The 25386-nt window shown below is 42.0% G+C and carries 29 protein-coding genes; all 29 read right to left on the bottom strand.

Features of this window, described 5'->3' with window-relative positions:
* Window positions 1-1083, bottom strand: a complete 1083-nt coding sequence (locus EKQ44_RS03230; protein ID WP_237662082.1) for a protein-glutamate methylesterase/protein-glutamine glutaminase — start codon at window positions 1081-1083, stop codon at window positions 1-3.
* Window positions 1084-1108: 25 nt separating this feature from the next.
* Window positions 1109-1984 carry a MinD/ParA family protein gene (locus EKQ44_RS03225; RefSeq protein ID WP_237662081.1) on the bottom strand — a complete coding sequence of 292 codons (876 nt, stop codon included), beginning with the start codon at window positions 1982-1984 and terminating at the stop codon, window positions 1109-1111.
* A complete protein-coding gene (gene flhF / locus EKQ44_RS03220) occupies window positions 1977-3119 on the bottom strand; it encodes a flagellar biosynthesis protein FlhF (RefSeq protein WP_237662080.1) in 1143 nt (380 codons plus the stop codon). Before flhF ends, EKQ44_RS03225 begins: the two co-directional genes overlap by 8 nt.
* Before the next feature lie 2 nt (window positions 3120-3121).
* Complete coding sequence (gene flhA / locus EKQ44_RS03215) at window positions 3122-5161, bottom strand: flagellar biosynthesis protein FlhA (protein ID WP_237662078.1); 2040 nt, start codon at window positions 5159-5161, stop codon at window positions 3122-3124.
* Window positions 5162-5190: 29 nt separating this feature from the next.
* Window positions 5191-6279 (bottom strand): flagellar biosynthesis protein FlhB, encoded by a 1089-nt coding sequence (gene flhB / locus EKQ44_RS03210; RefSeq protein ID WP_237662076.1) that lies wholly within the window; start codon window positions 6277-6279, stop codon window positions 5191-5193.
* A gap of 1 nt (window position 6280) precedes the next feature.
* On the bottom strand, window positions 6281-7057 hold the full coding sequence (gene fliR / locus EKQ44_RS03205) for a flagellar biosynthetic protein FliR (protein ID WP_237662074.1): 777 nt from the start codon (window positions 7055-7057) through the stop codon (window positions 6281-6283).
* A gap of 4 nt (window positions 7058-7061) precedes the next feature.
* Window positions 7062-7331 carry a flagellar biosynthesis protein FliQ gene (gene fliQ, locus EKQ44_RS03200; RefSeq protein WP_237662072.1) on the bottom strand — a complete coding sequence of 90 codons (270 nt, stop codon included), beginning with the start codon at window positions 7329-7331 and terminating at the stop codon, window positions 7062-7064.
* 13 nt (window positions 7332-7344) lie between these two features.
* Window positions 7345-8010, bottom strand: coding sequence for a flagellar type III secretion system pore protein FliP (gene fliP, locus EKQ44_RS03195; RefSeq protein WP_237662070.1), 666 nt, complete (start codon window positions 8008-8010; stop codon window positions 7345-7347).
* Window positions 8007-8678, bottom strand: a complete 672-nt coding sequence (locus EKQ44_RS03190) for a flagellar biosynthetic protein FliO (protein ID WP_237662069.1) — start codon at window positions 8676-8678, stop codon at window positions 8007-8009. The genes fliP and EKQ44_RS03190 overlap by 4 nt, the downstream gene beginning before the upstream one ends.
* Before the next feature lie 11 nt (window positions 8679-8689).
* Window positions 8690-9052, bottom strand: coding sequence for a response regulator (locus EKQ44_RS03185; protein ID WP_237662067.1), 363 nt, complete (start codon window positions 9050-9052; stop codon window positions 8690-8692).
* Between the two features lie 18 nt (window positions 9053-9070).
* Window positions 9071-10297: a flagellar motor switch phosphatase FliY gene (gene fliY, locus EKQ44_RS03180; RefSeq protein ID WP_237662065.1), complete on the bottom strand. Its 1227-nt coding sequence runs from the start codon at window positions 10295-10297 to the stop codon at window positions 9071-9073.
* Entirely contained in the window at window positions 10287-11285 is a 999-nt protein-coding gene (gene fliM, locus EKQ44_RS03175; RefSeq protein ID WP_237662063.1) for a flagellar motor switch protein FliM, read from the bottom strand. Before fliM ends, fliY begins: the two co-directional genes overlap by 11 nt.
* A 37-nt stretch (window positions 11286-11322) precedes the next feature.
* The gene (gene fliL, locus EKQ44_RS03170; RefSeq protein WP_237662062.1) at window positions 11323-11754 is read right to left on the bottom strand and encodes a flagellar basal body-associated protein FliL; all 432 of its coding nucleotides are present in this window, start codon (window positions 11752-11754) and stop codon (window positions 11323-11325) included.
* Window positions 11741-11959: a flagellar FlbD family protein gene (locus tag EKQ44_RS03165; protein ID WP_237662060.1), complete on the bottom strand. Its 219-nt coding sequence runs from the start codon at window positions 11957-11959 to the stop codon at window positions 11741-11743. Before EKQ44_RS03165 ends, fliL begins: the two co-directional genes overlap by 14 nt.
* Window positions 11960-11997: 38 nt before the next feature.
* A complete protein-coding gene (locus EKQ44_RS03160; protein WP_237662058.1) occupies window positions 11998-13479 on the bottom strand; it encodes a flagellar hook-basal body complex protein in 1482 nt (493 codons plus the stop codon).
* 30 nt (window positions 13480-13509) lie between these two features.
* On the bottom strand, window positions 13510-14163 hold the full coding sequence (flgD, locus tag EKQ44_RS03155) for a flagellar hook assembly protein FlgD (protein ID WP_237662056.1): 654 nt from the start codon (window positions 14161-14163) through the stop codon (window positions 13510-13512).
* Entirely contained in the window at window positions 14160-15368 is a 1209-nt protein-coding gene (locus EKQ44_RS03150; RefSeq protein ID WP_237662055.1) for a flagellar hook-length control protein FliK, read from the bottom strand. Before EKQ44_RS03150 ends, flgD begins: the two co-directional genes overlap by 4 nt.
* An 8-nt stretch (window positions 15369-15376) precedes the next feature.
* Window positions 15377-15952, bottom strand: a complete 576-nt coding sequence (locus tag EKQ44_RS03145; RefSeq protein ID WP_237662054.1) for a magnesium transporter MgtE N-terminal domain-containing protein — start codon at window positions 15950-15952, stop codon at window positions 15377-15379.
* Between the two features lie 7 nt (window positions 15953-15959).
* Complete coding sequence (gene fliJ / locus EKQ44_RS03140; protein ID WP_237662053.1) at window positions 15960-16409, bottom strand: flagellar export protein FliJ; 450 nt, start codon at window positions 16407-16409, stop codon at window positions 15960-15962.
* 14 nt (window positions 16410-16423) lie between these two features.
* Window positions 16424-17737 (bottom strand): flagellar protein export ATPase FliI, encoded by a 1314-nt coding sequence (gene fliI, locus EKQ44_RS03135; protein ID WP_269151558.1) that lies wholly within the window; start codon window positions 17735-17737, stop codon window positions 16424-16426.
* The gene (fliH, locus tag EKQ44_RS03130; protein WP_237662052.1) at window positions 17737-18510 is read right to left on the bottom strand and encodes a flagellar assembly protein FliH; all 774 of its coding nucleotides are present in this window, start codon (window positions 18508-18510) and stop codon (window positions 17737-17739) included. Before fliH ends, fliI begins: the two co-directional genes overlap by 1 nt.
* Window positions 18503-19522 (bottom strand): flagellar motor switch protein FliG, encoded by a 1020-nt coding sequence (fliG, locus tag EKQ44_RS03125; RefSeq protein ID WP_237662050.1) that lies wholly within the window; start codon window positions 19520-19522, stop codon window positions 18503-18505. The genes fliH and fliG overlap by 8 nt, the downstream gene beginning before the upstream one ends.
* Window positions 19523-19535: 13 nt before the next feature.
* The gene (fliF, locus tag EKQ44_RS03120; protein WP_237662048.1) at window positions 19536-21128 is read right to left on the bottom strand and encodes a flagellar basal-body MS-ring/collar protein FliF; all 1593 of its coding nucleotides are present in this window, start codon (window positions 21126-21128) and stop codon (window positions 19536-19538) included.
* 72 nt (window positions 21129-21200) lie between these two features.
* A complete protein-coding gene (gene fliE / locus EKQ44_RS03115; protein WP_237662046.1) occupies window positions 21201-21497 on the bottom strand; it encodes a flagellar hook-basal body complex protein FliE in 297 nt (98 codons plus the stop codon).
* A 15-nt stretch (window positions 21498-21512) separates the two neighbouring features.
* Window positions 21513-21965 (bottom strand): flagellar basal body rod protein FlgC, encoded by a 453-nt coding sequence (flgC, locus tag EKQ44_RS03110; RefSeq protein ID WP_237662044.1) that lies wholly within the window; start codon window positions 21963-21965, stop codon window positions 21513-21515.
* Entirely contained in the window at window positions 21965-22354 is a 390-nt protein-coding gene (gene flgB, locus EKQ44_RS03105; protein WP_237662043.1) for a flagellar basal body rod protein FlgB, read from the bottom strand. The genes flgC and flgB overlap by 1 nt, the downstream gene beginning before the upstream one ends.
* A gap of 263 nt (window positions 22355-22617) precedes the next feature.
* Window positions 22618-23397 (bottom strand): GTP-sensing pleiotropic transcriptional regulator CodY, encoded by a 780-nt coding sequence (gene codY / locus EKQ44_RS03100; protein WP_237662041.1) that lies wholly within the window; start codon window positions 23395-23397, stop codon window positions 22618-22620.
* A 24-nt stretch (window positions 23398-23421) separates the two neighbouring features.
* On the bottom strand, window positions 23422-24822 hold the full coding sequence (gene hslU, locus EKQ44_RS03095; RefSeq protein ID WP_237662040.1) for an HslU--HslV peptidase ATPase subunit: 1401 nt from the start codon (window positions 24820-24822) through the stop codon (window positions 23422-23424).
* A gap of 17 nt (window positions 24823-24839) precedes the next feature.
* Complete coding sequence (gene hslV, locus EKQ44_RS03090; RefSeq protein ID WP_237662039.1) at window positions 24840-25382, bottom strand: ATP-dependent protease subunit HslV; 543 nt, start codon at window positions 25380-25382, stop codon at window positions 24840-24842.
* Window positions 25383-25386: the final 4 nt, after the last annotated feature.

Raw genomic sequence — 25386 nt, 5'->3', positions numbered from 1 at the left:
CTAAGAATATATGTATTGTTGAATCCTTTGCGCAACGTCGTTCAAATCGAGGACTTCATCTACAAAACCTGTTCGGATGGCTGCTTTTGGCATTCCGAACACAACGGATGTCCCCTCAGATTCTGCTAGTGCCAATGTACACCCCGCACTCTTTTCCTTCATCTGCATAAGACCGGCTGTTCCATCATTGCCCATCCCAGTGAGAATCACCGCAACTTTTTGATGGTTGGCAAGCTTGCCGATGGATGCAAATAATACATCAACAGAAGGTCTATGACCTTTAAGTGGAGCGGAATCAAGAAGTTGGATGACCAATTTCCCTCTGTGTTCTATTACTTCCATGTGGAAATCTCCTGGTGCAATGTAAGCTGTTCCCGCTTCTACGGTTTGATTATGTAAGGCTTCCACAACAGTAATAGCACTCATGGAGTCGAGCCTACTTGCAAGCGATTTCGTAAAATGCTTCGGCATATGCTGCACAATGAATACAGGAGCAGGAAATGACTTGGGCAACTTTGTCAATATTGCTTGTAAAGCTCTAGGACCTCCGGTAGATGTACCAATGCAAACTAACGAAGGATAGGTGTTGGTCATTCTTCTCAATAGGTCTATTTTACTATGTTTCTCCAATTTGGACATTGCTTTCTGCTCTTTTTTCCGTTCAGGATGTAAAACGCCGACATTTGTCTTGGAAGCAAGAAGGATTTTCGCGATCAATTCTTCTTTTACTTTGTGAATGTCCAAGGATATTGCGCCAGAAGGTTTGGCTACAAAATCCACGGCGCCTTTTTCCATGGCAATTATGGTGTTTAACGATCCTTCTGCAGTGGTGCTCGAAAGCATAATAATGGGCACAGGGTGGTCTTGCATTATTTTATCCAAAGCCTGCAAACCGTTCATCTTAGGCATCTCTACATCCAATGTAACGACATCAGGGGAATATTCCTGGATTTTCTCCAATGCTTCTATTCCGTTTTTCGCGGTTGCCACCACCTCGATCTGTGGATGTTTATCCAATAGATCCGATAACAACTTTCTCATGAAGATGGAATCGTCTGTTATTAGAACTTTCACTTTTTTCATCGTAAATGTTCTCCTCTCCTAGAAGCTAACGAAACAATCCACGCAGCTTATTCATAAATGTGTAAGTGTTCTTGGTGTCAGAAGAGTTGCTTTCATTCAAATAACGGGTCGTTATAACCTCAAGCCCTTTACTTGCCTGGCATGTCGGATATTTGATAACAAAAGGCGTCTGTTCCATGACTGCTTTGGAGACATATTTGTCGTCTGGTAAAGATCCCAAGTGGAAAAGGTCCCTTTTCAGAAATTGTTGCGTAACGGACTGAAGTCTGTCAGCAGTATCATTGGCATGTTTGGTATTCATGGCTCGATTGATGATCAGTTGAAAAGGGATATCCTGATTATGGCGGTGAATAAACTTCAGGGCAGAGTAGGCATCTGTCATCGCAGTAGGCTCACATAATGTTACAAGAATTATTTCATTGCAAGATAAGATCATTTGAAGGCTTTCTGATGTAATGCCCGCTCCCATATCAAAAAGAATATAATCATATTGGAAGGAAAGCTCTTGGAGTTGGGAAAGAAAATGATTCCGCTTCCGTACATCGAAATGGAAAATGTCTTTCAACCCCGATCCCCCTGCAATATAGGCAAGGCCTTCGGGTCCATTTTGTATAATATCGTTCATGGATAAACCTGCTTCAAAAAGATGGATGATGCTATATCTTTGTGTGTTGCCCAATAAAATATCAATGTTGGCCATGCCGATATCCATATCAAATAGCAGGACCTTGTATCCTTTTTTCTGAAGTGTCAGAGAGAAGTTAAGGGAAAAATTAGATTTCCCCACCCCTCCTTTTCCACTCATGACTGCGATCGCCTTTGCTTCTTTTTTGTTTGTTGAAGGCTTTCTTTCCCTCGACTGGATCACTTGTTCTCTTAACAACCTTGCCTGATCATTCATTATTGATATCCTCGATAACAGCACTTGCCAAATGTTCGCTCGTAAATGGAATAAGGTCCTCCGGCACATTTTGTCCGTCTGTCACAAACGCCGTCCCCTTTTTATATGATCTTGAAAGATTGTACATCGCACCACATGAAGTTGTTTCATCTTTTTTTGTGAAGATGAATTGATGGATTCCCACACTCCAGAATTGCTCCGTGATTTTCTTCATATCTTCCACTTTTGAAGTAAGTGACATTACCAAATACGTAGTCATTTCCTCTTGGAAGTCTAGTACTTGCTTTAATTCATCAACATAGGCCTTGTTTAAAAAATTTCGTCCGGCCGTATCAATAAATATGACATCCAGGTGGGAGAGGTTAGCTTTAGCCGATTTAAAATCCTCGGCAGAGTAACAAACCTCAATTGGTGCTTCCAAAATATTAGCGTACGTTTTCAATTGCTCAATTGCAGCGATCCGGTAGGTATCTGTTGTAATGAAGCCGATTGATTTCCCATGCTTCAGTGCGGCACTCGCTGCAAGCTTTGCCAGTGTTGTCGTTTTCCCCACACCTGTCGGACCGACCAGACAAACAAATTTCTTTTTATATGGTTCTTCCTCAAAGGTGATTCCCTCTAATGAAAAAAGCAGTTCCTGTTCAAGCAATTCGAGTATCGATCGTTCATCAGACGATTTGTGCCTCAACCAACTTTTGTAGACATTTTCCATGATTTCTTCCGCATAGGCCACCCCTATACCGCTATGTGCCAGCCTTTCTTCAAGCTCATAAAATAAAGGCGGAAGAGACGGGTCCCTATGAAGTCCCTTTGTCATGGTTTGCATCATTTTTTTCATATCCAAGATATTCTCCAGCAATTGATCTTGAGTCAATGTCAAATGGGGTCTATGATTGCTAATCTTAGGTTCTTGATCCGTTTTTGAAAGTTGAGATTCGTTGTTTTTCCTTTTAATAATAGGCTTAGGTACATCCTCATCAACAGCCGCAATTACTTCCACACTTTTTTTTGAAAGAAGGCCGAAGAATTTAGTAGTTTTGACAGCTTTAGAGTTTAGGATGACCGCTTCATCTCCAAGTTCTAGACGAACCAGCTGCATGGCTTCTTGCATATTTTCTGCTTTATATTTTTTCACCTTCATCCTTCCACGTTCACCACCCCTATGCTTTGCACTTCTATACTCGCTTCCAATTCATTGTAGGAAAGAACTGGCAATTGCGGTAAATACCTTTCTAGTAACTGCTTCACATACATCCTCACCGCTGGGGAACATAAAAGAATCGGTGTCTGTTCATAGACAGAAAATTGTTCCATCTGTTCTCCCACCTTTTGGACAATTTCCATGGATATGTTTGGATCAAGAGATAGAAAATTACCATGTTCCGTTTGCTGTATATGATCTGCGATGAGCTTTTCCACTCTTCCTGATAAAGTAACCACCTTAAAGGATTCACTTCCTACCACATACTGATTGGTGATCTGTTTACTTAGGGCCTGCCTCACATACTCTGTCAACAGATCGGTATCTGCAGATATTTTTCCATAGTCTGCTAATGTCTCAAAGATGATAGGAAGATTACGTATAGATACATTTTCCTTTAACAGCTTGGCAAGCACTTTTTGAACGTCCCCGATTGATAGAGGCGATGGCGTGACTTCCTCCACAAGGATGGGGGTGCTTTCTTTCAGATGATCTACCAACTGCTTTGTTTCTTGTCTGCCAAGTAGTTCAAATGCATGCTGTTTCATTTTTTCGGTGATATGTGTAGAAACGACAGAAGGAGGATCAACCACTGTATACCCATACATCTCCGCTTCGTCTTTCATATCATCACTTATCCATTTTGCAGGCAATCCAAAGGATGGTTCGATCGTATCGATCCCTTCGATGCTATCTTCCTCCATCCCAGGGCTCATCGCCAAGTAGTGGTCGAGTAGCAGTTCCCCTCTTGCTACTTCATTGCCTTTGATTTTCAACCGGTATTCATTGGGCTGAAGCTGGATATTATCCCGGATGCGCACGACCGGAATGACCAATCCAAGCTCAAGGGCAAGTTGACGCCTGATCATGACAATCCTGTCAAGCAAATCTCCGCCCTGTTTGGAGTCAGCCAAAGGAATCAAGCCATAGCCAAATTCAAATTCAACAGGATCTACCGATAATAAATTCACGACACTGTCTGGACTACGGAGTTCGTCGGTTACCACTTCCTCCTCTGTTTCCTCTTCTATATAAACATCCTCTTTCTGCTTCTTGCCGATCATATACCCTCCCACAATGATGAGAGCAGCAACCGGTGCGGTGAGCAACGGACCGATAGGGGTCGCGATTCCCAATAACAAGATAGTGATCCCTGCTACATAGAGCATTTGTGGATAAGCGAATAACTGTTTCGTGATATCCCCACCAAGATTACCTTCTGAGGCTGCTCTTGTAACGACGATACCTGTTGCTGTCGCAATCAATAAAGCTGGAATCTGTGAGACAATCCCGTCACCAACTGTCAGAAGGGTAAACTTTTGGGCGGACTCCGCAAAGCTTAAACCCATTTGTGCCATACCGATGACAATTCCGAAAATGACATTGATGAACACGATGATAATCCCTGCGATGGCATCTCCTTTTACAAATTTACTTGCACCATCCATCGCTCCGTAGAAGTCTGCTTCTTTGGCAATCTTTTCGCGCCTTTCTTTAGCAACTTGTTCGGAAATCATTCCTGCGTTGAGGTCTGCATCGATACTCATCTGTTTCCCTGGCATAGCATCCAAGGTAAAGCGGGCTGCGACTTCCGACACACGCTCAGCACCCTTGGTTATGACCACGAATTGAATAACCACCAATATGATAAAAACTACAAGTCCCACTACCACATTTCCGCCAACCACAAATGTCCCAAACGTTTCTACAACAGTACCCGCAGTACCTTCACTAAGAATGGATCTTGTCGTAGAAACGTTTAGACCTAATCGGTACAATGTCAGTAATAAAAGCAAAGATGGGAAAATGGCGAATTGCAAAGGCTCCTGTATATTCATGGTTGTCAAAAGGACGATCAAAGCAAGGGAGATATTAATAATGATAAAAATACTTAGCATCCAAGGATAAAAAGGAATAATAAGCATGGCAATAATAAGGATGACACTAAGTAATACGGATAAATCTCTAGCTGACATAGTCTACTATCTCTCCTTTTCTTTCCCCATCATTTCACTTGATCCTGTAACCGATAGACATATGCCAAAATCTCTGCAACCGCCTGGAAGAACTCTTCCGGAATGGCGTCGCCTATTTCAGCCTGGCTATAAAGCGCCCTGGCAAGCGGCTTGTTCTCCACTGTAACAACATCATGCTCCATTGCTCTTTCCCTGATTTTCTTCGCAATGAAATCTACACCTTTTGCAAGGACAATCGGCGCGTCTCCCTTTTCTGCATCATATTTCAATGCAATGGCATAATGGGTGGGATTAGTTATGATGACATCGGCCTGGGGTACGTCCTGCATCATTCTCTGCATGGCCATTTCACGCTGTTTCTGTTTTATTTTGGATTTGATGAGCGGGTCCCCTTCCGCTTTTTTATATTCGTCTTTTACATCATGCTTGGACATTCGGATGTTTTTCTCATAATCATATTTTTGATAAAAGTAATCAAAAATGGACAAAAACAATAATGCCCCACCAGCAAAAAGTCCCATCCGTACCGTCAATGTCCCTAAAAAAGCGAACGCTTCGTGAAGGTTCTTTTGAGAAAGAATAAGAACATCTTCTAGGCTGAACCATAAAATCGAAAAGGTGATTACTCCGACAAACACAATTTTCAACATAGACTTCACAAATTCAACAATGGCACGGACCGAATAGATTCGTTTAAATCCTTGTATAGGGTCGAGCTTGTTGAGTTTCATATGTATTGCTTCTGTTGAAAATAAGGGTCCTACCTGCAGATAGTTGGAAATGATCGCTCCCAACATGGCAGCAAGCATTATCGGGCCGATTACCCAAATCAGCTGCATGATCAGTTCCAAGTAAATCGTATGCACCCTATCGATGGTCACTTCCTCCAGCATGTAGATCTGGAAGGATTGAACAAACAAAGTCGTGATTTGATCTTTCATCCATGATCCGAGAGCCAACAGGCAAAGAAATACGGCTATTAACACAAATGCGGTATTTACATCCGCACTTTTTGCAACCTGGCCCTTCTTTCTGGTATCCTGCCTTTTTTTCGGTGTGGCCTTCTCTGTTTTTTCACCACTGAAATATTGTAAATCCAGCCTCATCCATTGGGCCATCCTAGAAACCTCCAAGCAATTCCATTAAACCTCTCATCGTATGAAGCATCAGTTCAAACAGCTTATAAAAAAGGGTAAATAATATCGTCAGCGAAAAGATAATGGTGATAAAGCTTACACCTATTTTCAATGGTAGCCCGACAACAAAAACGTTAAGCTGTGGAACTGTCCGTGCAACGATGCCAAGTGCCACATCCACCAGAAAGAGAACACCGACAATCGGTATGGCAAGTTGCAAGGCGATGATGAACATCCTATTGACGGTCGTCAACACAAGTTCAAATACTCCCGCACCCCCAAGGGGAATCCATGCCTGTGTAAGGGATATAAGTTCATAACTGAAATAGATTCCATCCAACATCATGTGATGGCCATTCACCGCCAATAGCAGCAACATCGCGAACATATAAAAGAATTGTCCGATGATGGGGCTTTGCACTCCAGTTTGGGGATCAATAACATTGGCAATGGCGAAACCCATCTGAAAGTCGATGAAGCCACCAGCTATCTGGATTGCTGCCAGCACCATGTAAGCGACCAGGCCAATCAACAATCCGACCATAAGCTCTTTCAATACAAGGAGGATGTATGCCCCATCAATTCCGATAATCGGAAGGTCCATTGAAAAGGACATGACAAGCGCAAAGAAAAATCCAAAACCCACTTTAAAAGTGGAAGGGACATTCCGATAAGAAAAGAGAGGGAGCGTCACGAAAAAAGCAGTCACTCTCGTTAAAACCAATAAAAAAGCGGGAAAATAGTTCAACCATTCAATCATCAGCCTAACTCACAAATCGATGAATGTTATTGAATATTTCCAATGCGTAAGAAAGCATATTGGACAACATCCACGGACCAAAAACGACCAATCCCACCAACACCGCCACTATCTTCGGAATAAAAGCAAGGGTCTGCTCTTGAATCTGGGTTGTCGCTTGAAAGATACTGACGATTAAGCCCACAACTAAAGCCAGTACCAGAAGAGGTGCACTTATTAAAAGAATAGTGAATACTCCTCTTTCTGCCATTGATATTACAAATTCCGGGCTCATTTTCACACCTCATTCAAAATGTCTGCAATAAAGATTTTACAATCAGATACCAACCATCCACCAAGACGAACAACAATATCTTGAACGGCAAGGAAATCATGACTGGCGGAAGCATCATCATCCCCATACTCATCAGCACACTTGCCACGACCATATCAATCACAAGAAAAGGGATAAAAATCATGAAGCCGATCTGAAAAGCTGTTTTCAATTCACTGATGGCAAATGCGGGAACCAGAACAGTCAGCGGAATATCTTCTATACTTTCCGGCCTCTCCATTTGTGCATAATCCAGGAAGAGCGCTAGGTCCTTTTGCCTTGTATGCTTGCTCATGAATTCCTTCATGGGGATACTTGCCCGCTCATACGCCTCATCCAATGTAATCTCCTCATTGAACAGGGGTTGTAGCGCCTGGTCATTTACTTGTGCAAAGGTTGGTGCCATGATAAAAAAAGTCAAGAACAATGCTAATCCAATCAGAACTTGATTTGGAGGCATAGATTGTGTCGCGAGGGACGTCCTCACAAAGGAAAGAACAATAATAATCCTTGTAAAACTTGTCATTAAAATCAAGATGGCAGGTGCCAGGGAGAAAACAGTCAACAATAAGAGAAGCTGTACAGATGTAGATACGGTAGAGGCTTCATTTCCACTGAATATGTCTATGAATTCCGTCATCGTCCGAACCCCTTATCATTATCCAGTTGATCCATTTTCTTTTTCCTATCTTCTGATAGTTGACCTAGCTGATCTTGTAAAAGAATAGAGAAACCCGATTGATTCCTTGATTTCTTTGCTTCTTTTAATTTCTGGATCCACCCTGTTAACTTATCTGAATGAAGAGGCACGCTATCAGCCCGATCTCGATAGGACTGTAACAGTTGCTCTCTTTCCTCCTCATCCGTAATTTCTTTCAAAAGATTGATAGAGTCCCCCACTCCGACTACCAAAATACTGTTTCCAACCTTAACAAGTTGAAGAGATTTATTATTTCCGAGGTTTGTCCCCCCGATGTTTTCGACTGATCTACCATTTCCTACTCTATTTTTACTATTTATAAGTTTCAAAGCTCCGTATAGCAAGGCCAAGACAAATAGCAATGCGAACATCATTTTAATAAAATCAAAAATGGAAATTGAAGGCGGTGCGTGCTCCAGCACATCCTTATTCCCTGCAGAGGGAGTTTTCGTTTGCTCTGCAGGTTGTTCTGTTTGTGTCTTTGGGTCTTTAAAGAGGTCTGATACCCTGTCGTCCATACCATCTTTGTTGTTTGCTAGACCTTGTGATGGCAGTATAATTATAAAAACCGCCACCATTATAATGCTTAATAACCTTTTAACATCCAAAACAGACACCTCTACGACAGAGTTTTGTGGATAGCTTCAATCACCCGGTCCGCTTGAAACGGTTTGACGATGAAATCTTTCGCACCTGCCTGGATTGCATCAATGACCATTGCCTGCTGGCCCATCGCTGAACACATGATGACCTTCGCATTTGGATTAATGCTCTTTATTTCTTTCAAAGCGGTTATCCCATCCATCTCCGGCATGGTGATGTCCATCGTTACAAGATCTGGATGATGTTCTTTATATTTCTCCACAGCTTGGACTCCATCGGCAGCCTCACCTACTACGTCGTATCCATTTTTCGTCAAGATATCCTTGATCATCATTCTCATAAATGCCGCATCGTCCACAATTAAAATTCTTTTACTCATGTCGTTTCCTCCTAGGATCTATCGAAGTTTTCTGATTCTGTCTGTTTGACTTACAATGTCTGTTACTCTTACTCCAAAACTTTCATCAATGACCACCACTTCGCCTTGAGCAATCAGTTTGTTGTTGACAAGAATATCCACCGGTTCCCCTGCTAGCTTGTCCAGTTCAATAATAGAACCTGTCGATAATTCCAGAATGTCCTTAACTGAGCGCTTTGTTCTTCCAAGTTCCACAGTGACTTGAAGCGGGATGTCCAGAAGCATGTTTAAATTATTCGGTTCCGCTTCTTCCACTGCCGTCGTTTCGAAATTCGAGAAGACTGCTGGCTGAACATTTACAGTCGGCTGCGGCCTAGTGGGAGCACTGGACCTTGTTTGTCCCCCTCCTGCATAGGCAGGTTCCCTTTGTGGCGTGCTTGCATGGACCAATGCCTCTTCCTCTTGATAGAAAGAAGTCTGTGGTTCAACATGCTGATCCTCATACATATGGGTAGGAGCATGGTTTTCCTCCACTTTCACCTCTTGTGGTTTAGCTTTTGCCACTTGGGCAGTATTGTCATCCCGGTACAAAAGCTCCTCCACCAGATTTTTGGCAAATGGATAGGGAAGTATCTGCATGATGGAAGAGTCGATCAGGTTTCCGATTTTTATGGAAAATGCGACCTTTATCAATAACTCATCTTGTGGCATCTCCGTTGCACCCTCGCCACCTTTAAAATCAAGCAACATCACAGATGGAGGAGATATGTCAATCTTCTTTGCAAATACGGTCGACATGGATGTGGCAGCAGAACCCATCATTTGATTCATCGCTTCATGCACTGCACTCAAATGGATTTCATCAAATTCCGTTTGAGGACTTTCCCCTGTTCCACCAAGCATCAAATCCGCAATGATTGCTGCATCGCTCTGTTCCACCACTAATATGTTCGAACCTGTAAACCCTTCTGTATAACTGACCCGAATCGCCACATAAGGATCAGGAAACTCGCTTTCCAACCGCTTTTTTTCCACTAAAGAAACTTTTGGGGTAGTTATTTCGACTTTCTGGTTTAACAATGTCGATAAGGCAGTTGCAGAACTACCAAAAGAAATGTTTCCAATTTCACCAAGCGCATCTTGCTCCATCGTAGTTAGATATTCTTCTATGTTAAGATCAACAAAGAGGGGTTCATCATTGTTGGTATCTGTTCCTCGAAGCAACGCATCTATCTCATCTTGAGATAACATTCCATCACTCATCATCCTCATATCCCTCCTTGATTTTCTCCATAATCTGTATTGCCATATTTTTTTTGACCTGCCCGATCTGGGCATAGAAGCTCGGTTTGTTGTCTACCTTGACACAAATCGGTTCGTCGATCTTTTGTTGTAACGTCAGAACATCACCATTATTGATGTTCAATAAGTCTGAAAATGAAATTTCTGAACTGCCAAGTTCTGCAGTGACGGTCAATGGAGTGGTCCGTATAACTTTCTCCAAGGTCGCAATTTCATGATCTTGGCGGACCTTGTTTTTCTCCTCCATCCAGTAATGTGCAGAGAGTTTAGGGATCACAGGCTCCAACACGACATGTGGGATACATATATTTATCATGCCTGTCACTTCGCCGATCGTGATATTCATCGAAATGACAATCACCGTTTCATTAGGGGATACCAGTTGCAAGAACTGAGGATTCACTTCCAAGTCTGATAGGAACGGTTGTATGTCAGACACGGTGTCCCATGCTTCTCCGAAATTCTCTATGGCACCTTCAAACAGTGTTGTCATTAATCTTGTCTCTATTTCCGTTAAACTATCACTCTTCTTGACACCCGAACCCTTTCCACCAAGTTGCCTGTCCAACATGGCATAAGCGATGGTAGGATTGACTTCGAGCACTACTCTCCCTTCTAATGGAGCAACTTCAAACACATTCAGGATTGTCATTTTCGGAATCGACCTGATGAATTCCTCATAAGGAAGCTGATCGACAGATGCGACACTTATTTGTATGTATGTTCGAAGCTGGGCTGAAAAATAAGTGGTTAAAAGCCTTGCAAAATTCTCATGGATCCTTGTGAGATTCCTTATCTGGTCCTTTGAAAAACGCAGCGCTCGTTTAAAGTCATACACTTTCACTTTCTTTTCCTGATTTTCTTTCTTCAGTTCTTCTGCATTCATCTCTCCTGTTGACAAAGCAGAGAGAAGCGCATCTATTTCGCTTTGTGACATGACTTCTGTTGACAAATCCATCACCTCCTAATTTACATGGATCTCGTGGTGATTAGTTTTGAAGGAGAAAGGAGGTTGTATAGACTTTCACGATTTCTCCGTCCTGCATCACTTCATTGATTTTCTCTTGAATGTCCTTTTCCAATTGTATCAGTCCATTTTCACCATCAAAATCGGAAGCAGACTTATTAGCAATTTCATGAATGACTATGTTCTTGACCTGAAAGTCCCTTTTCACTAATTCAGATGTTGCTTTTTTGCTATCCGTTTGAACTTTCATTTTCAAACGGATATAACCCCCGCTTTGAAGATTGGTGGTAATTTCTTCAAAATCCACCGAGTATTTTATCATTTCATCAATTGTGGGCTCATCTACTTTTTCATCTGCATATAATTCATCCACCGTAACTAGCGCAACCACTCCTAGGAGGGTAATGACTAAGAGGATAATCATCATGGCATTTAATAATTTATTGCGAAACATCTTTTTTAGCCTCCAAATGCGTTCCATGATGCATGTGAGCATAAAACTCTTTGCATAAAAAAACCACTTCTTGCATTCTTTCTTTTACTATCATTTTCTTCCCATTATTAAGGGTGATCATGGTATCCGGTGTTTCTTCTACCTGTTCAATCAGCCAGGCATTTACTGCAAATATCTTTCCGTTCAACTTGGTCAGCTTTATCATTATAGATGGGCTAAGAGAAAATTCTTAGCCCTCCCCCCTTAACGCTTCAGATTGACAAGCTCCTGTAAAATCTCATCTGATGTTGTGATGATTCTGGTATTCGCTTGAAATCCCCTTTGTGCTGTAATCATCTCGGTAAACTCTTCTGATAAGTCGACATTGGACATTTCAAGTGTACCCGAAATGATGGCTGCAGCACCGTTATCTCCTGGTCTGAACATTTCCTCTAGCTGTATCCCGTCACCATTCTTATCCATTGTCCCGGAGTTGTTTGATTGCTGGAACAGGTTTTCCCCGATTCGTTCTAGTCCGGCATCATTTGGAAACTTCGCCAGCATCAGTTGTCCAGCCACTTTCAGCTCGCCAAACTGATCGATGAAATTCACTTTCCCATCACCAGAAATACTGAAGCTACGTGCATTTGGCGGAATTTGGATAAGTCCCGGACTTCCGCTCAAAGAGTCCGTCCATGTAGGCTGTTGGATCATTTCGGCTTTCGCGACAAAGTTTTCGAATGTCTTATATGCTGTATCCAAGCTTGTTTTCACTGATTGCGCATAGCTTACAAGATTCGATAAGTCATTGATATTAGCCGTTGCTCCAGTTGGAATTGGTATGGTAGGGTTTTGGACAACCGGGTCAATCATTCTGTATGCAATTTCACCAGTTGAAGCTATGAAACTATCAATACCTTGATTCATATTACGGGCGGAGGTAATGAATGCAGCTCTTTCATTCTGGTAAATATCTGTATTGAAATCATTGAACTGGGTTGCTGCGTTGTTCCTCGCAGTTTGGGCTGCAGTCGCTGCAGCTGCCAGTTGCGGATCAGTTCCTCCCGACTCTAAATTAGCCTTTTGTGCATCTTCGAATGTCCTTTGCGCCTCTAAGAACTTCATGGCAAGGTCAAGGAACTTGTTCGTATCATTTCGGAAGTCCCTGTATTCATCAAAGAAAATCTCTCCCGAATTCAATGCAGCGTTGGAAGCCGCCATAATATTGTCGTTAGGGATTCTCTTCTCTCCAGTTTCACCAATCAAGTACATCCCATTTGAATTGACAATATAACCATTGTTATCAAGATAGAAATTCCCCGAGCGTGTATAGTTCATCGCCACGGCATTATTAATGGCACCACCAAGTATTCTGTTGTCTCCATAGGAAGTATTTGTATCAACATTCACCCTCGTAATATCAGCAATGGAAGCCACTGCGAAAAATCCATCACCTGAAAGAGCCAAATCTAGCGGTCTTGCAGTTGTCTGCAAAGAACCTTGTGTTTGGATGGTATCAATAGAACTGATCATGGAGCCTAGACCGATTTGCTTGGCATTTACTCCACCTTTACCTGCAGCAGGCCCACTTGCACCCGATAATTGCTGTACCATCATTTCCTGGAAGGTAGCTCTTCCCTTTTTAAAGCCATACGTATTAACATTGGCGATGTTGTTTCCTATTACATCTAATTTTGTTTGAAAGTTTCTTAGTGCACCTATACTTGAATACATGGAACGTAGCATGCTAATTCCCCCTCTGTTATTTAAAAAGTGTTACTGAGTGATTTTAGTGATGGCATCCATCGGTATCTTCTCTTCTGTCAGTCGTGCGTCGTTGACAATGAGATGCGCTTTTCCTTCTTTCATAAGGACCGACTGGACTGGAATGTCCTCATAGCTATCCCCACCAAAAGAAAACGATACTTTCTTCCCGATAAGATGACTTGCAGTCAAAAGCTGTGCATTTCCAGCCTGGGAGTGTTCCCCTGGCTGATTCACTCTTGTGATCTGTTCGACTGCGATTTCACTGCCATCATCCATGACAAGCCTTGCTTTTCCGTCTTGCATCGAAATGCTGGCCACTGTTCCATTCTTCATTTCTACAAATGGTTCATCTTCCACAAAATACGTATGTTGCCATGTTAGATTTGAACCAAGATACTGCTGCAGAGAAAGGACATTCATTTTGTTTTGTGTATCAATGAAACCTTCCATACTTTTATTAAGATTAGCCATCTGTTCAAGGGAGGAGAAGTTAGCCATCTGGGCAATGAACTCTCTGTCTTCCATCGGATTAAGCGGATCTTGATTTTGCAGTTGTGCAATCAAAAGACGAAGAAAATCATCCTTCCCCATGACATTGTTCTGTTTGGACGTATCAACAGGCCTATTTTGGATATAAAGATCAGATGATATGGTATTTGTCATTCTCTGTCACCTACAGCGTTATTTATTTCCAATTCTTCCAAGAGTACATCTTCAAAGGATTGATTATCATCCCCATCGTTTGAGTCCTTTTTGGAAAAATTCCTTGGATGGGATGAATCTTCATTGTTATCTTTGTTTTGTTGAGTGAACTTTTGTTCTTGGTCCTGAAAGACAATCTCTAGCTTTTCCATATTCACATTCGATTGAATCAAGGCCTGTTTCAGGTTTGACATCCCGCTTTCAAGCAAGGATGCCGCCGTCTTGGAATGCACGATCAATTTCGCCATAAGTCCCTGTTGTGTTTCCTGCAGTTTAATATGTAAGGTTCCTAGATGCTCTGGTGCCAATCGGATTATGATGGACTGATTACCATTGACAAGTCTACTTGAGGTCTTTGCCAAAATACCTTCAAGTTTTTGAAGCAATTGCTCGCGGGCAGCCTCATTGGTGGTTGTATCAATTGTCCATTGAATCGTAGTCTGCTTTGGGAGCTGCAGTAAATTCATCGTTACAGGGCCGTTTTGTAGAACAGCTTCGGGAATAGAAGCATAGGCAGGACGTTTGGGTGATTTCTCCGTTACAGATGTCGTGTTCTGTCTTTGTGTCACTTCCAACGACAACAGCTTACCAAGCTTGTTCTCAATCATACTCATAAGCTCTTTAAGGTTTTTATGCTCTTTTAGAGGGAGTGCAAACTGATTTGTTTTTTCTTCTTTTGTTTGTAGAAATCCCTTCATAATCAACAGCACTCTTTCCGATAGGCGGGAAAAAGATTCCAACGCCTCCCTTGTCTCACTTTGTGTTGAATGATTCAAGGTAGTAAGTACATTCACCATGACCATCACTTCTTCGAGCAATTCATAATAGCCATCTGGAATCCCATCTGTATGAATAGTGCGATTTGAATTATCTTCCAACTCTTGTATTTCATTCAGAATCGTAAGTTGCAGTGACAAGATTTCATCCATTTGTTGTACCATGTCTCCAAGAAGTAATTCATCACTAATCGTTCCCTCCAAATCCATATTTTCGTTCTCTAGTTTGGAAAGTGCAAGCAATGAATCCAAGAGGTTCCGTGATAAGGTGGAGCTAAAGCTATCCGTTGTTTCTATAGAAGCTTTTTTCACCTTTCCCTCCATTTTTGTTACTTGTTCTGAATGAATGGCAGCGATATCTCCGGCAACAAAAAAGTTCACTTCGTTCATTCCTTTCTCTATTCATTTTTAGCTAATAGTTCAGTGAACCTTGCTGCCTGTTCTGGTTCCAATTGACCTAAAATAGAGGATGTTTTTGATGTGCTCAATTCTTTAAGAATGAGAAGTGCCCTCTCTTCCTCCAATTCCAAGATGATCTGGGCAGCTTTTTTCGTTGACATTCCTTCATATAATTTGGCCAACTCACGATTGGAAGCTTTCACCTGTTGTTGCTGTTGTTGTAGGTCTTCTATCCGCTTGTTTGCTTGCTCCAACTGGGAAACAAGCTTGGTTATCTCCCTTTCCTTCTCACTGACCTTTCGCTCTAGAAGGATGACATCTTGAGAGGACCTTCCTTTTTCATTTTCATCAGGGGAGGTTGTTTCCTGTTCTTTTTGGCCTTCTATAGAAGTAATAACTTCTTCCTTTTCAGGCAGGAAAGTTTGGGCTACTTCAAAAACATTCTTGCCTTCGTATGTCAAATAACCAAGCATAACTACCACTGTAAAAAGAAGTGGTATGATAAAAAGGTAAAGCAGTTTTTGCATGAAGGTGTATTTGCCTTCTTTTTCTTCGGTTTGATTGTCTTTTTTCATGGTTTTTTCACCTATTTGTGTTTTGCGAATATTGAAGAATGGAGAGTTCGTCTATAAAAGTTGCCTCCACTTTAAGGTCATTTTGCTTCCAGAAAAGCTTCTCTTTATCATCCAACACTTCGTATTTTTTACATTCCACGGACTGCTCCTTCAGTTTCTCTTCCTTTAAATTCATGAAGGCTCTGGCATGGCTAACCTTTTTCTGTTGATGAAAGACGTTCTTTTCCAAGTTCCCCATAAAGAATTGCTGCTGCTTGAGAATTTCGATCGGTATTCCTGCCTTGAGCTTCCCTTGCAATGACTCTTCCAGCTTTTCCTTTTGCTTTAATAGGTCGTATAATGCCTGTCCTTCTGTTTCAAATGTGGAAATCGCTTGTTGGTACTCCGAACTTGCCTGGTCTTTCTCTGCTTTTTTTACAACTAAGATTTTCTCCAGGCGTCCTTTTCTAACAGCCATGCCTTTCACCTACTCTAATTCATTATTTTCGTAAGTTCCGCTTTACTATCTGCAAAGCTCCATTTATCTTCTACTTCTTGCTTCAGATATTGAATGATGAAGGGATAGGATTGTATTGCGTCATCTATCTCCCTCGAACTCCCACGTTTATAGGCACCAATATTTATTAGATCCTCGGCCTGATAATACTTTGATAGTTTTTCACGCATGGCCTCCGCCGCTTTCTTATGTTCAGGTCCAACGATGTTATTCATCACACGGCTCACACTCTTCAGAACATTTATCGCTGGATATTGGCCTTTATTTGCTAGTTCCCTATCCAAAACAAAATGGCCATCCAAGATTCCCCGGACAGTATCCGCAATTGGCTCATTCATGTCGTCACCGTCTACAAGCACCGTATAAAACGCGGTGATGGATCCATGTTGGTTCGTCCCAGTCCTCTCCAACAACTTAGGCAGCATAGAAAAGACAGAAGGTGTGTAACCCTTTGTAGTCGGGGGCTCCCCAACTGCTAAGCCTACTTCCCGCTGAGCCATTGCGACCCTTGTAACGGAGTCCATCATCAACATCACGTTATAACCCAAGTCACGAAAATATTCGGAAATGGCAGTTGCGGTGTAAGCCCCCTTTATTCTCATAAGGGCCGGCTGATCGGAGGTTGCAACGATGACAATAGATCTTTTCAATCCCTCAGGGCCAAGATCTCGTTCCAGAAAATCCCGAACCTCTCTGCCCCTTTCTCCTATAAGAGCAATTACATTTATATCAGCATGTGTATTCTTTGCAATCATGCCTAGAAGGGTACTTTTTCCGACACCACTTCCTGCAAATATACCGACCCTTTGCCCCTTGCCGACTGTCAGGAGTCCATCGATCACCTTAACTCCCACTTCTAATTCCTCGGATATGGAAGGCCTTGTCATCGGATTTGGTGGCGCCTGGTCTGTAGGGAATTTACCCAGCCCGAATGGCAACTCCTCCTCCGGATTCAAAGGTCGACCCAAAGCATCTAGCACCATGCCTCTAAGCTCTTCGCCAATCCGGATCTCTAGTGCGTTGTTTGTAGCTTCCACTATACATCCGGGGCCGATGTCCTGAATTTCTGTAAATGGCATCAGAATCACATGTTCATCCCTGAAGCCTACAACTTCCGCTTGCACAATCCGATTTTTCTTTTTATTAATGATAATGTTACAAACGTCTCCAATTGAGCTCTCTGGTCCTTTGGATTCTATCATCAGACCTATGACCCTTTTAACTTTCCCATAGCGTTTATAGGGATTTATACCTTCGATCTCTTGCAGCAACTCTTCAATGGTAATCATCACTCGATACCCATCCTTACCAATTGCAGTAAGTGATTTTTTATCTCTGCCAGTTGGGTTTGGATGGATACTTCCATCCTTCCAGCGGAGGAATCTATCCAGCAGCCATCCCCGGGGAGGTCCGGTTCAGGATAGATGGCGAGATCGTATTGACTGTTAATAATATTTTGGAGAAGTTGTTTATTTTGCAGGATATTCGGGTATTGTTTTGGGCTGACATAAATTCTTATTTCTTCTTTTTCTTTCACTTCTTTCAGGGCGGCTTGAACTAGATTTGTATAGTAAGAAGGGTCTGCTTCCAGCGTACATCCCAGGACTTTTTCGGCGACTTTCATGCTAAGTGTCACGATGGACTCTATGGAGCTATCCAATTTTTTGTGATGCTCCACTTTTGCTAAGTCTATGATTCTTTGCGCCTCTGCCAATCTAGCTTCGTATTCGGTGAACGCTTCCTTTTTACCAACTTGATAGCCTTGCTCATGTCCTTCCATGTAAGCTTGCTGCTTCCATGTTTCCCTTTCTTCTTCCCAATCCTTTTTATCTTTTTCTATCTGCAAGGCAGCCTTTTCACGTTCCTTGGTTGCATGTTCCACAATACTTGCGGCTTCTTCTTTGGCTTTTTCAATCGTTTGGTTGATAAAATCGATACTATGGCCGACTCCAGTCTCTGATGGAGCCTCTAATTGCTTCCTTGAAAAGATGGGAGCGACCTTAATGGATACCGAGCCGCCTCCCGCATCACCTAAACGGGAGGACTTTATGAGTTTAGACAATGATGTCATCTCCTCCACCACGTGCAATGACGATTTCCCCTGCTTCTTCCAACTTCCTGATGATACCAACAATACGGGATTGCGACTCTTCCACATCCTTCAAACGGACAGGCCCCATATACTCCATATCATCCTTCATCGTTTCTACCATTCTCTTGGACATATTTTTAAAGACGATGTCCTTAACCTCTTCACTTGCTACCTTCAATGCAAGCATCAGATCTTCATTTTCCACATCACGGATGACCCTCTGGATGGCCATATTATCCAATGTGACAATATCTTCGAATACAAACATGCGTTTCTTGATTTCTTCCGCCAGTTCGGGGTCTTGAATTTCAAGAGAATCCAGAATGGTCCTTTCCGTGCTTCTATCCACCTGATTTAGCACGTCCACGACAGAATCGATACCACCAGTATTGGTGTAATCCCGTGTAACAGTGGTCGATAGCTTCCGTTCGAGTATTTGCTCCACTTCATTAATTATTTCCGGTGAGGTACTATCCATGACCGCTATCCTTTTCGCTATATCAGCCTGTAGCTCCTGTGGCAATTCCGAAAGGATCTGTCCAGACTTTGTCGGCTCCAAATAGGATAATACGAGTGCAATTGTCTGTGGATGTTCGTTTTGGATGAAATTAAGAATCTGCGATGCATCCGCTTTCCTCGCGAAATCAAAAGGCTTCACCTGTAAGGATGATGTCAGACGGGTAATGATCGCTGCGGCCTGGTCTTTCCCCAACGCTTTTTCAAGTACTGTTTTGGCATAGCTAATACCGCCCTGTGATATATAATCCTGAGCAAGTGCAATTTGATGAAATTCTTCAAGAACATCTTCCTTTATGTGACTATCGACCGTTCTTACACCGCTAATCTCAAGTGTCAGCTTCTCGATTTCATCTTCTGAAAGATGCTTGTATACGGAAGCCGATACATCCGGGCCCAGTGAGATCAATAATATGGCCGCTTTTTGTTTGTTGGAAAAGACTTTTGACTGGGCTGCTTTTGCCATTTATATCTCCCCTTTATTCAGAGAGCCATGAGCGTAACAATTTAGCAAATTCATCCGGCTTCTCTTTTGCCATTTTCTCTAGTTGTTTCCTACGCGCAGTGCTTTCTGACTCTTTTTCATTATTTATATCCGGCACATTTATCTGGACCGTTTCTTCTTCCACAAAAATTCCCTCTTCTTCTTCTTCTTCATTCCTGTTTCGTCTTAATAGCAGGAACAATAATAGAAGAATTACGGCGAGTAAAATTCCTGCAGCAACATACACCCACATAGGGATAGCGGAGGCAGGCGCTTGGTCCATATCCACTTTTCCATTGAACGGTTGCACAGATACCACGACTTTATCATTAATATTTGCATTTTGAGGATCTTCCCCCAACATGTTCTTATCAATGGTAGTACGCACAATCGTGCTCAAAATCTGTCTGATATCATCTACCGTGGTTTCTTGCATAGATAAAGGGTCATCTGCAATAGGCGGTTCCACCATTACCTGGATACCCATGTCCCTTACTTTATAAGGGCTCTCCACTATCTCTTTCCTGATTCTATTAACATCGTTGTTGATTCTTTCTTCCATTCGTTCATAGTCGCCACTACCGCTTGCGCCACCGGCAACATAAGCAGGGATGTCTGCTTCGCCAGTACCTGGAACTCCCCCTGCTGCGTCTTCACTTCCGGTGTAGGTTTCCGTGATCCGTTCCACACTAACTGCTATACCTTCCATATTTTCTGGGTCAACCGGCGATACAAGATTCTCTTCCCTGTTTTCCTGGGTAAAATCAATATCGGTTGTGACGGAAACGACCACTTTGTTATAGCCCATCATCATTCCGAGCATTTGTTGCACTTGCCTTTGGATATCTCTTTCAATCTCTTTTTTTAATTCAAGCTGTGTTGCCACATTGAAAGAGTTTCCATTATTTTGATTATTTTTCAAATCAAAATACTCAAAATTTTGATTCATAATGACGATATTATCCGTAGGTAGGTTCGGAACACTTTTGGATACAAGGTGATAGAGTGCATTTATATGATTCTGATCAAACTGATAACCAGCTTCATTATGTATGACAATGGATGCAGATGCCTCCTGATTGGATTCTCTTACGAAAACGCCTTCCTCTGGAAGACTTAGCATTACTTGTGCATCTCTAACTCCATCAATTCCTTTAACTAAATTGGCCAATTCCGTTTGCATGGCATCGAGCTTCATAATTTGAAATTCATTATCGGTCATGCCAAACCCAGATCTTTCACCAAAAAAGCCATAATCGATACTTCCGCTTTTAGGTACCCCTTCTGCTGCTAGTTCCACCTTTAAGGAATCTACTGTTTGTTCGGGAACCAGGATGGCTGTACCATTACTCGTTATTTGTGATTGGATTCCTCTACCATCCAATACTTCTTTGATTTGTCCAGTTTCCTGGACTGTCAGGTCTTTATAAAGGGGTGCCATATCTGTCTTTGTTAAAAAGTAAATCGTGGAAAATATTGCAAAAAATGATACGACCACCGTACTTATTATCGCTGTCCTTTGGGTATTATTTCTGTCTCTCCAAAAGGAAGTAGTTTTTATCTTTATCTCTTGTAATTTTTCTTTCATTACGTCAATTCCCCCGGTTATTATCTTGCAGCACAGTTATGCAGTGAATAACCGCATCTAGTTTTCTAGTGATTATACTTGCATTCTCATGATTTCTTGATAGGCTTCAACGCCTTTATTTCTCACTTCCATCGTCAATTGCATGGCAACACTTGCTTTTTGTTGGGCAATCAAGACATCATGGAGCTCTACTCCTTCATTGTTGACAAGCTTTGTCGTTATTTGATTGGAAGCAACTTGAGAATTGTTCACTTCATTGATTGCATTCTTCAGATAAGTCGAAAATTGCTGATGCACATCACCGCTCGTTTTCTGAAGGCTGTTTGTCTGTTGGACGACTTGATTGGTATTAGTTATCTTGGAAATCATTTAAACCCCTCCCATTTATTTACCCAGCTCCAAAGTTTTCATCATAATTCCCTTGGAGGCATTGAAAACTGTAACGTTTGCTTCGTATGACCTTGAAGCACTCATAAGGTCCACCATTTCTTTCAATGGATCCACGTTTGGCAGTTCTACATATCCCTCTTCATTGGCATCCGGATGTTCAGGGTCAAAAACCACTCGGAATGGAGCATTATCCTCTTTTATTCTCGTAATACTCACTCCATTCCCAATTCCATCCTTTGCACCAGAGGCTTTTTGTAAGAACGACTGGAAACTGTTCTCTTTTGATGCAGTTTCCACCACCTTCCTCTTGTATGGTTCCCATTGACCATTACGGTATGTTCCTCTTGTAGAGTCGACATTTGCCATATTAGAAGAGATGACATCCATTCTGAGCCTCTGTGCAGTCAGTGCGGAGGCAGAAATATTCATGCTTTTAAACATTGACATTATGCCTTACCTCCTTTAATTACGGATTGCAAAGATTGAAACTTTCCATTCATCTGGTCAATCAAAGTGTAATAATATATTTGATTTTCAGCCAAGTCTGACATTTCTTTATCGATGTCGACATTATTGCCATTATGCGAATAGGAATGATTCGTTTTATCTGACTTGTATGGAAGATTCATTGTTCCCGAGAAATCATGATGCCTGGCATCTGTTTTATGTGACTTGAGTGCTTTTTGAAAAGCCTCCCCAAAATTTGGTGAAATTTCTTTTCTCTTAAAATTCGGTGTATCTACGTTTGCGATATTATGAGAAATCGCTTTATGTTTTACCCCTGAGTATTGTATCCCTTTTTCCAATGCTTGGATGGATGTCGAAAAAATCTTCATTAGTACCCCCATAAATAAATCTTTTGTAACGAATTATATAAGTTTGTCGAAATATGTATGTATATCTGTATTGTAAATTAAGGTAACACATATGTCTATGTGTCAATTGTTAAAAAAAATCGATAATTCGACTCATTTTGCAAAGTAGGTACATAGACCCATAAATTTTCAAGGACCAGTATAAGTGCTTGAAATGAACAAAAAAGGGTCTGACCAGCTGCTATTTTAGCAGTCATGATCAGACCCTTTTTATGTTAAGAATCTTAGTGTGACTTCAATTTTGAAAGCTCAAACAAGAATTTGTCGTTAAGAACTTTAATGTAAGTGCCTTTCATTCCTAGTGAACGGGACTCTATTACTCCTGCGCTTTCTAGTTTACGTAATGCATTTACGATAACAGAACGTGTAATCCCCACTCTGTCGGCAATTTTACTTGCCACAAGCAGACCTTCTTTTCCATCAAGCTCTTCAAAAATATGCTCGATCGCTTCAAGCTCACTGTACGATAGGGAGCTGATTGCCATTTGCACGACAGCTTTACTTCTAGCTTCCTCTTCGATTTCTTCCGCTTTCTCTCGAAGGATTTCCATCCCTACCACAGTCGCACCATATTCAGCCAAGATAAGATCATCATCAGAGAATGGTTCTTGCAGACGAGCAAGAATCAGTGTTCCAAGACGTTCCCCACCACCGATGATCGGTACGATGGTCGTTAAACCTGATTGAAACAATTCTTTGTTTTCTACAGGGAATGCTGTATATTCACTCTCTACATCAAGGTTAGAGGATGTTTCAGAGATATTGAACAAGTTTTTTGTGTATTCCTCTGGGAACTGTCGATCTTCAAGCATTTTGATCATACGTTCATTTTCAATCTGTTGATTGATCGAATATCCCAATAGCTTTCCACGGCGAGACAGTACAAACACATTAGCTTCAATTACATTACATAATGTTTCAGACATCTCTTTGAAGTTAACGGGTTTTCCTGCTGCTCTTTGTAACATTGCATTGATTGTTCTTGTTTTTTGTAATAATGGCATTTTATTTCCTCCTAGAATCTACTTCTATAAAATGAATTGGCTTAAATCTTTGTTTTTTACGATATTTCCTAGTTTTTCATCTACATATTGCGGCGTGATGACAATCTTTTCGAGATTGATGTCTGGCGCTTCAAAAGATAGATCCTCCAAAAGTTTTTCGAGAATCGTATGTAGTCGTCTTGCCCCGATGTTATCCGTATCCTGGTTCACCTGAAACGCGACTTCGGCTATTTTACGAATAGCATCGTCAGAAAATTCGACTTTTATACCTTCCGTTTCCAATAATGCCGTATATTGTTTCAATAATGCATTATCCGGCTCCACCAATATCCTTACGAAATCTTCTACGGACAGTTTCGTCAATTCAACACGAATTGGAAAACGTCCCTGGAGTTCGGGAATGAGGTCGGACGGTTTGGCAATATGGAATGCCCCTGCGGATATGAAAAGAACATGATCGGTTTTCACCTGTCCATACTTGGTGACAACAGTGGAACCTTCCACAATGGGTAGGATATCACGTTGTACACCTTCTCGGGAAACGTCAGCGGAAGAACCACTGTTCTTTTTGGCAATCTTATCAATTTCATCGATGAAGATGATGCCGCTCTGTTCCGCACGCATCACTGCATCCTGCGTCACCTCATCCATGTCTATAAGCTTTTGCGCTTCTTCATGGGTCAACACAGGTCTTGCTTCACGTACGGTGAGCTTTCTCTTTTTCTTTTTCTTTGGCATCAGGTTGCTAAGAGCATCCTGCATGTTCATGCCCATTTGTTCCATACCCGACCCTTGTAGCATATCAAACATGGACCCTTGTTGCTCTTCCACTTCCACTGTTATATATCGGTCCTCTAGCTCGCCCAATGCAAGTTGGTGGGCCATCCTTCTTCGCTGCTCTTTAAGGGAGACCTCTTCCTGCTTTTCCTGCTCCTCCGCTTCATTGGTAGGAGCGTTTCCTCCAAAAAACATCTCCAAAGGATTTTTGTAGGAGGTGTTTTTTTGCTTGCCAGGTACTAAGAGTTCTATAATTCGTTTGTTTGCATTTTCCAAAGCTTTATCTTTGACACTGGCCATTTTTTCTTCTTTTACAAGACGAACGGAAGTTTCCACCAAGTCACGGACCATAGACTCGACATCACGTCCTACATATCCTACTTCTGTAAACTTCGTCGCTTCGACCTTGATGAATGGCGCACCAACAAGTTTAGCAATCCTGCGGGCAATTTCTGTCTTGCCGACACCGGTAGGTCCGATCATCAAAATGTTCTTAGGCACTACTTCGTCCCGGAGACTGCCTTTTAGCAAGCTTCTTCTATATCTGTTTCTCAACGCTACAGCAACAGCCTTTTTGGCATTCGTCTGGCCTACAATATATTGATCAAGCATTTCTACTATTTGCCTAGGGGTCAATTTTGTACTCATGTCCACAACCGCCTTTTCTATAGTTCTTCTACAATGATATTGTCATTCGTGTACACACAAATCTCTCCTGCAGTCTCAAGGGAAGCCTTTGCAATATCACGTGCAGTCATGTGCTCGCCTGCATACCTTTTCAACGCGCGCCCTGCTGCAAGTGCATAGTTCCCACCTGAGCCTATCGCCAGTATCCCATCATCAGGTTCAATTACTTCTCCAGTCCCGGATACTAATAACATGCTAGATTCATCCATTACAATCAACATTGCTTCCAATTTCCTCAGTACTTTGTCACTCCGCCACTCTTTGGCAAGCTCGACGCTAGAGCGTTGGATGTTTCCGTTGTATTCTTCAAGTTTTGCCTCGAACATTTCGAACAAGGTGAAAGCATCTGCTACAGATCCCGCAAAACCGGCCAAGATCCTCCCATTAAAAAGCTTTCGCACCTTTCGCGCTGTATGCTTCATAACAACCGCATTTCCAAATGTAACTTGACCGTCACCTGACATTGCACTTTGCCCATTATGCTGGACTGCAAATATCGTGGTAGCATGAAATGTTGACATCAGT

The sequence above is a fragment of the Sutcliffiella horikoshii genome (assembly GCF_021991925.1).
GTDB lineage: Bacteria > Bacillota > Bacilli > Bacillales > Bacillaceae_I > Sutcliffiella_A > Sutcliffiella_A horikoshii_F.
Note: the sequence above shows the minus strand (reverse complement) of the source record. Positions and strands in the feature narration are given on the sequence as shown.

Excerpts from the sequence above, each read along its gene's own strand:
- flgC (WP_237662044.1), bottom strand. The coding sequence starts at position 21,965 with ATGTCAATGTTTAAAAGCATGAATATTTCTGCCTCCGCACTGACTGCA.
- EKQ44_RS03165 (WP_237662060.1), bottom strand. The coding sequence starts at position 11,959 with ATGATAAAGCTGACCAAGTTGAACGGAAAGATATTTGCAGTAAATGCC.
- fliI (WP_269151558.1), bottom strand. The coding sequence starts at position 17,737 with ATGATTACCATTGAAGAGTTGCTGCAAGAGATCGAAGGTATAAATCCC.
- flhB (WP_237662076.1), bottom strand. The coding sequence starts at position 6,279 with ATGGCCCAATGGATGAGGCTGGATTTACAATATTTCAGTGGTGAAAAA.
- flgB (WP_237662043.1), bottom strand. The coding sequence starts at position 22,354 with ATGAAGATTTTTTCGACATCCATCCAAGCATTGGAAAAAGGGATACAA.
- fliL (WP_237662062.1), bottom strand. The coding sequence starts at position 11,754 with ATGTTTCGCAATAAATTATTAAATGCCATGATGATTATCCTCTTAGTC.
- EKQ44_RS03145 (WP_237662054.1), bottom strand. The coding sequence starts at position 15,952 with ATGAAAAAAGACAATCAAACCGAAGAAAAAGAAGGCAAATACACCTTC.
- EKQ44_RS03225 (WP_237662081.1), bottom strand. The coding sequence starts at position 1,984 with ATGAATGATCAGGCAAGGTTGTTAAGAGAACAAGTGATCCAGTCGAGG.
- EKQ44_RS03150 (WP_237662055.1), bottom strand. The coding sequence starts at position 15,368 with ATGAACGAAGTGAACTTTTTTGTTGCCGGAGATATCGCTGCCATTCAT.
- fliE (WP_237662046.1), bottom strand. The coding sequence starts at position 21,497 with ATGATTTCCAAGATAACTAATACCAATCAAGTCGTCCAACAGACAAAC.
- EKQ44_RS03185 (WP_237662067.1), bottom strand. The coding sequence starts at position 9,052 with ATGAGTAAAAGAATTTTAATTGTGGACGATGCGGCATTTATGAGAATG.
- fliF (WP_237662048.1), bottom strand. The coding sequence starts at position 21,128 with ATGAAAGAAAAATTACAAGAGATAAAGATAAAAACTACTTCCTTTTGG.
- fliY (WP_237662065.1), bottom strand. The coding sequence starts at position 10,297 with ATGATGAGTGATGGAATGTTATCTCAAGATGAGATAGATGCGTTGCTT.
- codY (WP_237662041.1), bottom strand. The coding sequence starts at position 23,397 with ATGCCATTATTACAAAAAACAAGAACAATCAATGCAATGTTACAAAGA.
- flhA (WP_237662078.1), bottom strand. The coding sequence starts at position 5,161 with ATGTCAGCTAGAGATTTATCCGTATTACTTAGTGTCATCCTTATTATT.
- fliQ (WP_237662072.1), bottom strand. The coding sequence starts at position 7,331 with ATGAGCCCGGAATTTGTAATATCAATGGCAGAAAGAGGAGTATTCACT.
- hslV (WP_237662039.1), bottom strand. The coding sequence starts at position 25,382 with ATGTCAACATTTCATGCTACCACGATATTTGCAGTCCAGCATAATGGG.
- fliP (WP_237662070.1), bottom strand. The coding sequence starts at position 8,010 with ATGACGGAATTCATAGACATATTCAGTGGAAATGAAGCCTCTACCGTA.
- hslU (WP_237662040.1), bottom strand. The coding sequence starts at position 24,822 with ATGAGTACAAAATTGACCCCTAGGCAAATAGTAGAAATGCTTGATCAA.
- flgD (WP_237662056.1), bottom strand. The coding sequence starts at position 14,163 with ATGACAAATACCATATCATCTGATCTTTATATCCAAAATAGGCCTGTT.
- EKQ44_RS03160 (WP_237662058.1), bottom strand. The coding sequence starts at position 13,479 with ATGCTACGTTCCATGTATTCAAGTATAGGTGCACTAAGAAACTTTCAA.
- fliR (WP_237662074.1), bottom strand. The coding sequence starts at position 7,057 with ATGATTGAATGGTTGAACTATTTTCCCGCTTTTTTATTGGTTTTAACG.
- fliJ (WP_237662053.1), bottom strand. The coding sequence starts at position 16,409 with ATGGCTGTTAGAAAAGGACGCCTGGAGAAAATCTTAGTTGTAAAAAAA.
- fliG (WP_237662050.1), bottom strand. The coding sequence starts at position 19,522 with ATGGCAAAAGCAGCCCAGTCAAAAGTCTTTTCCAACAAACAAAAAGCG.
- EKQ44_RS03230 (WP_237662082.1), bottom strand. The coding sequence starts at position 1,083 with ATGAAAAAAGTGAAAGTTCTAATAACAGACGATTCCATCTTCATGAGA.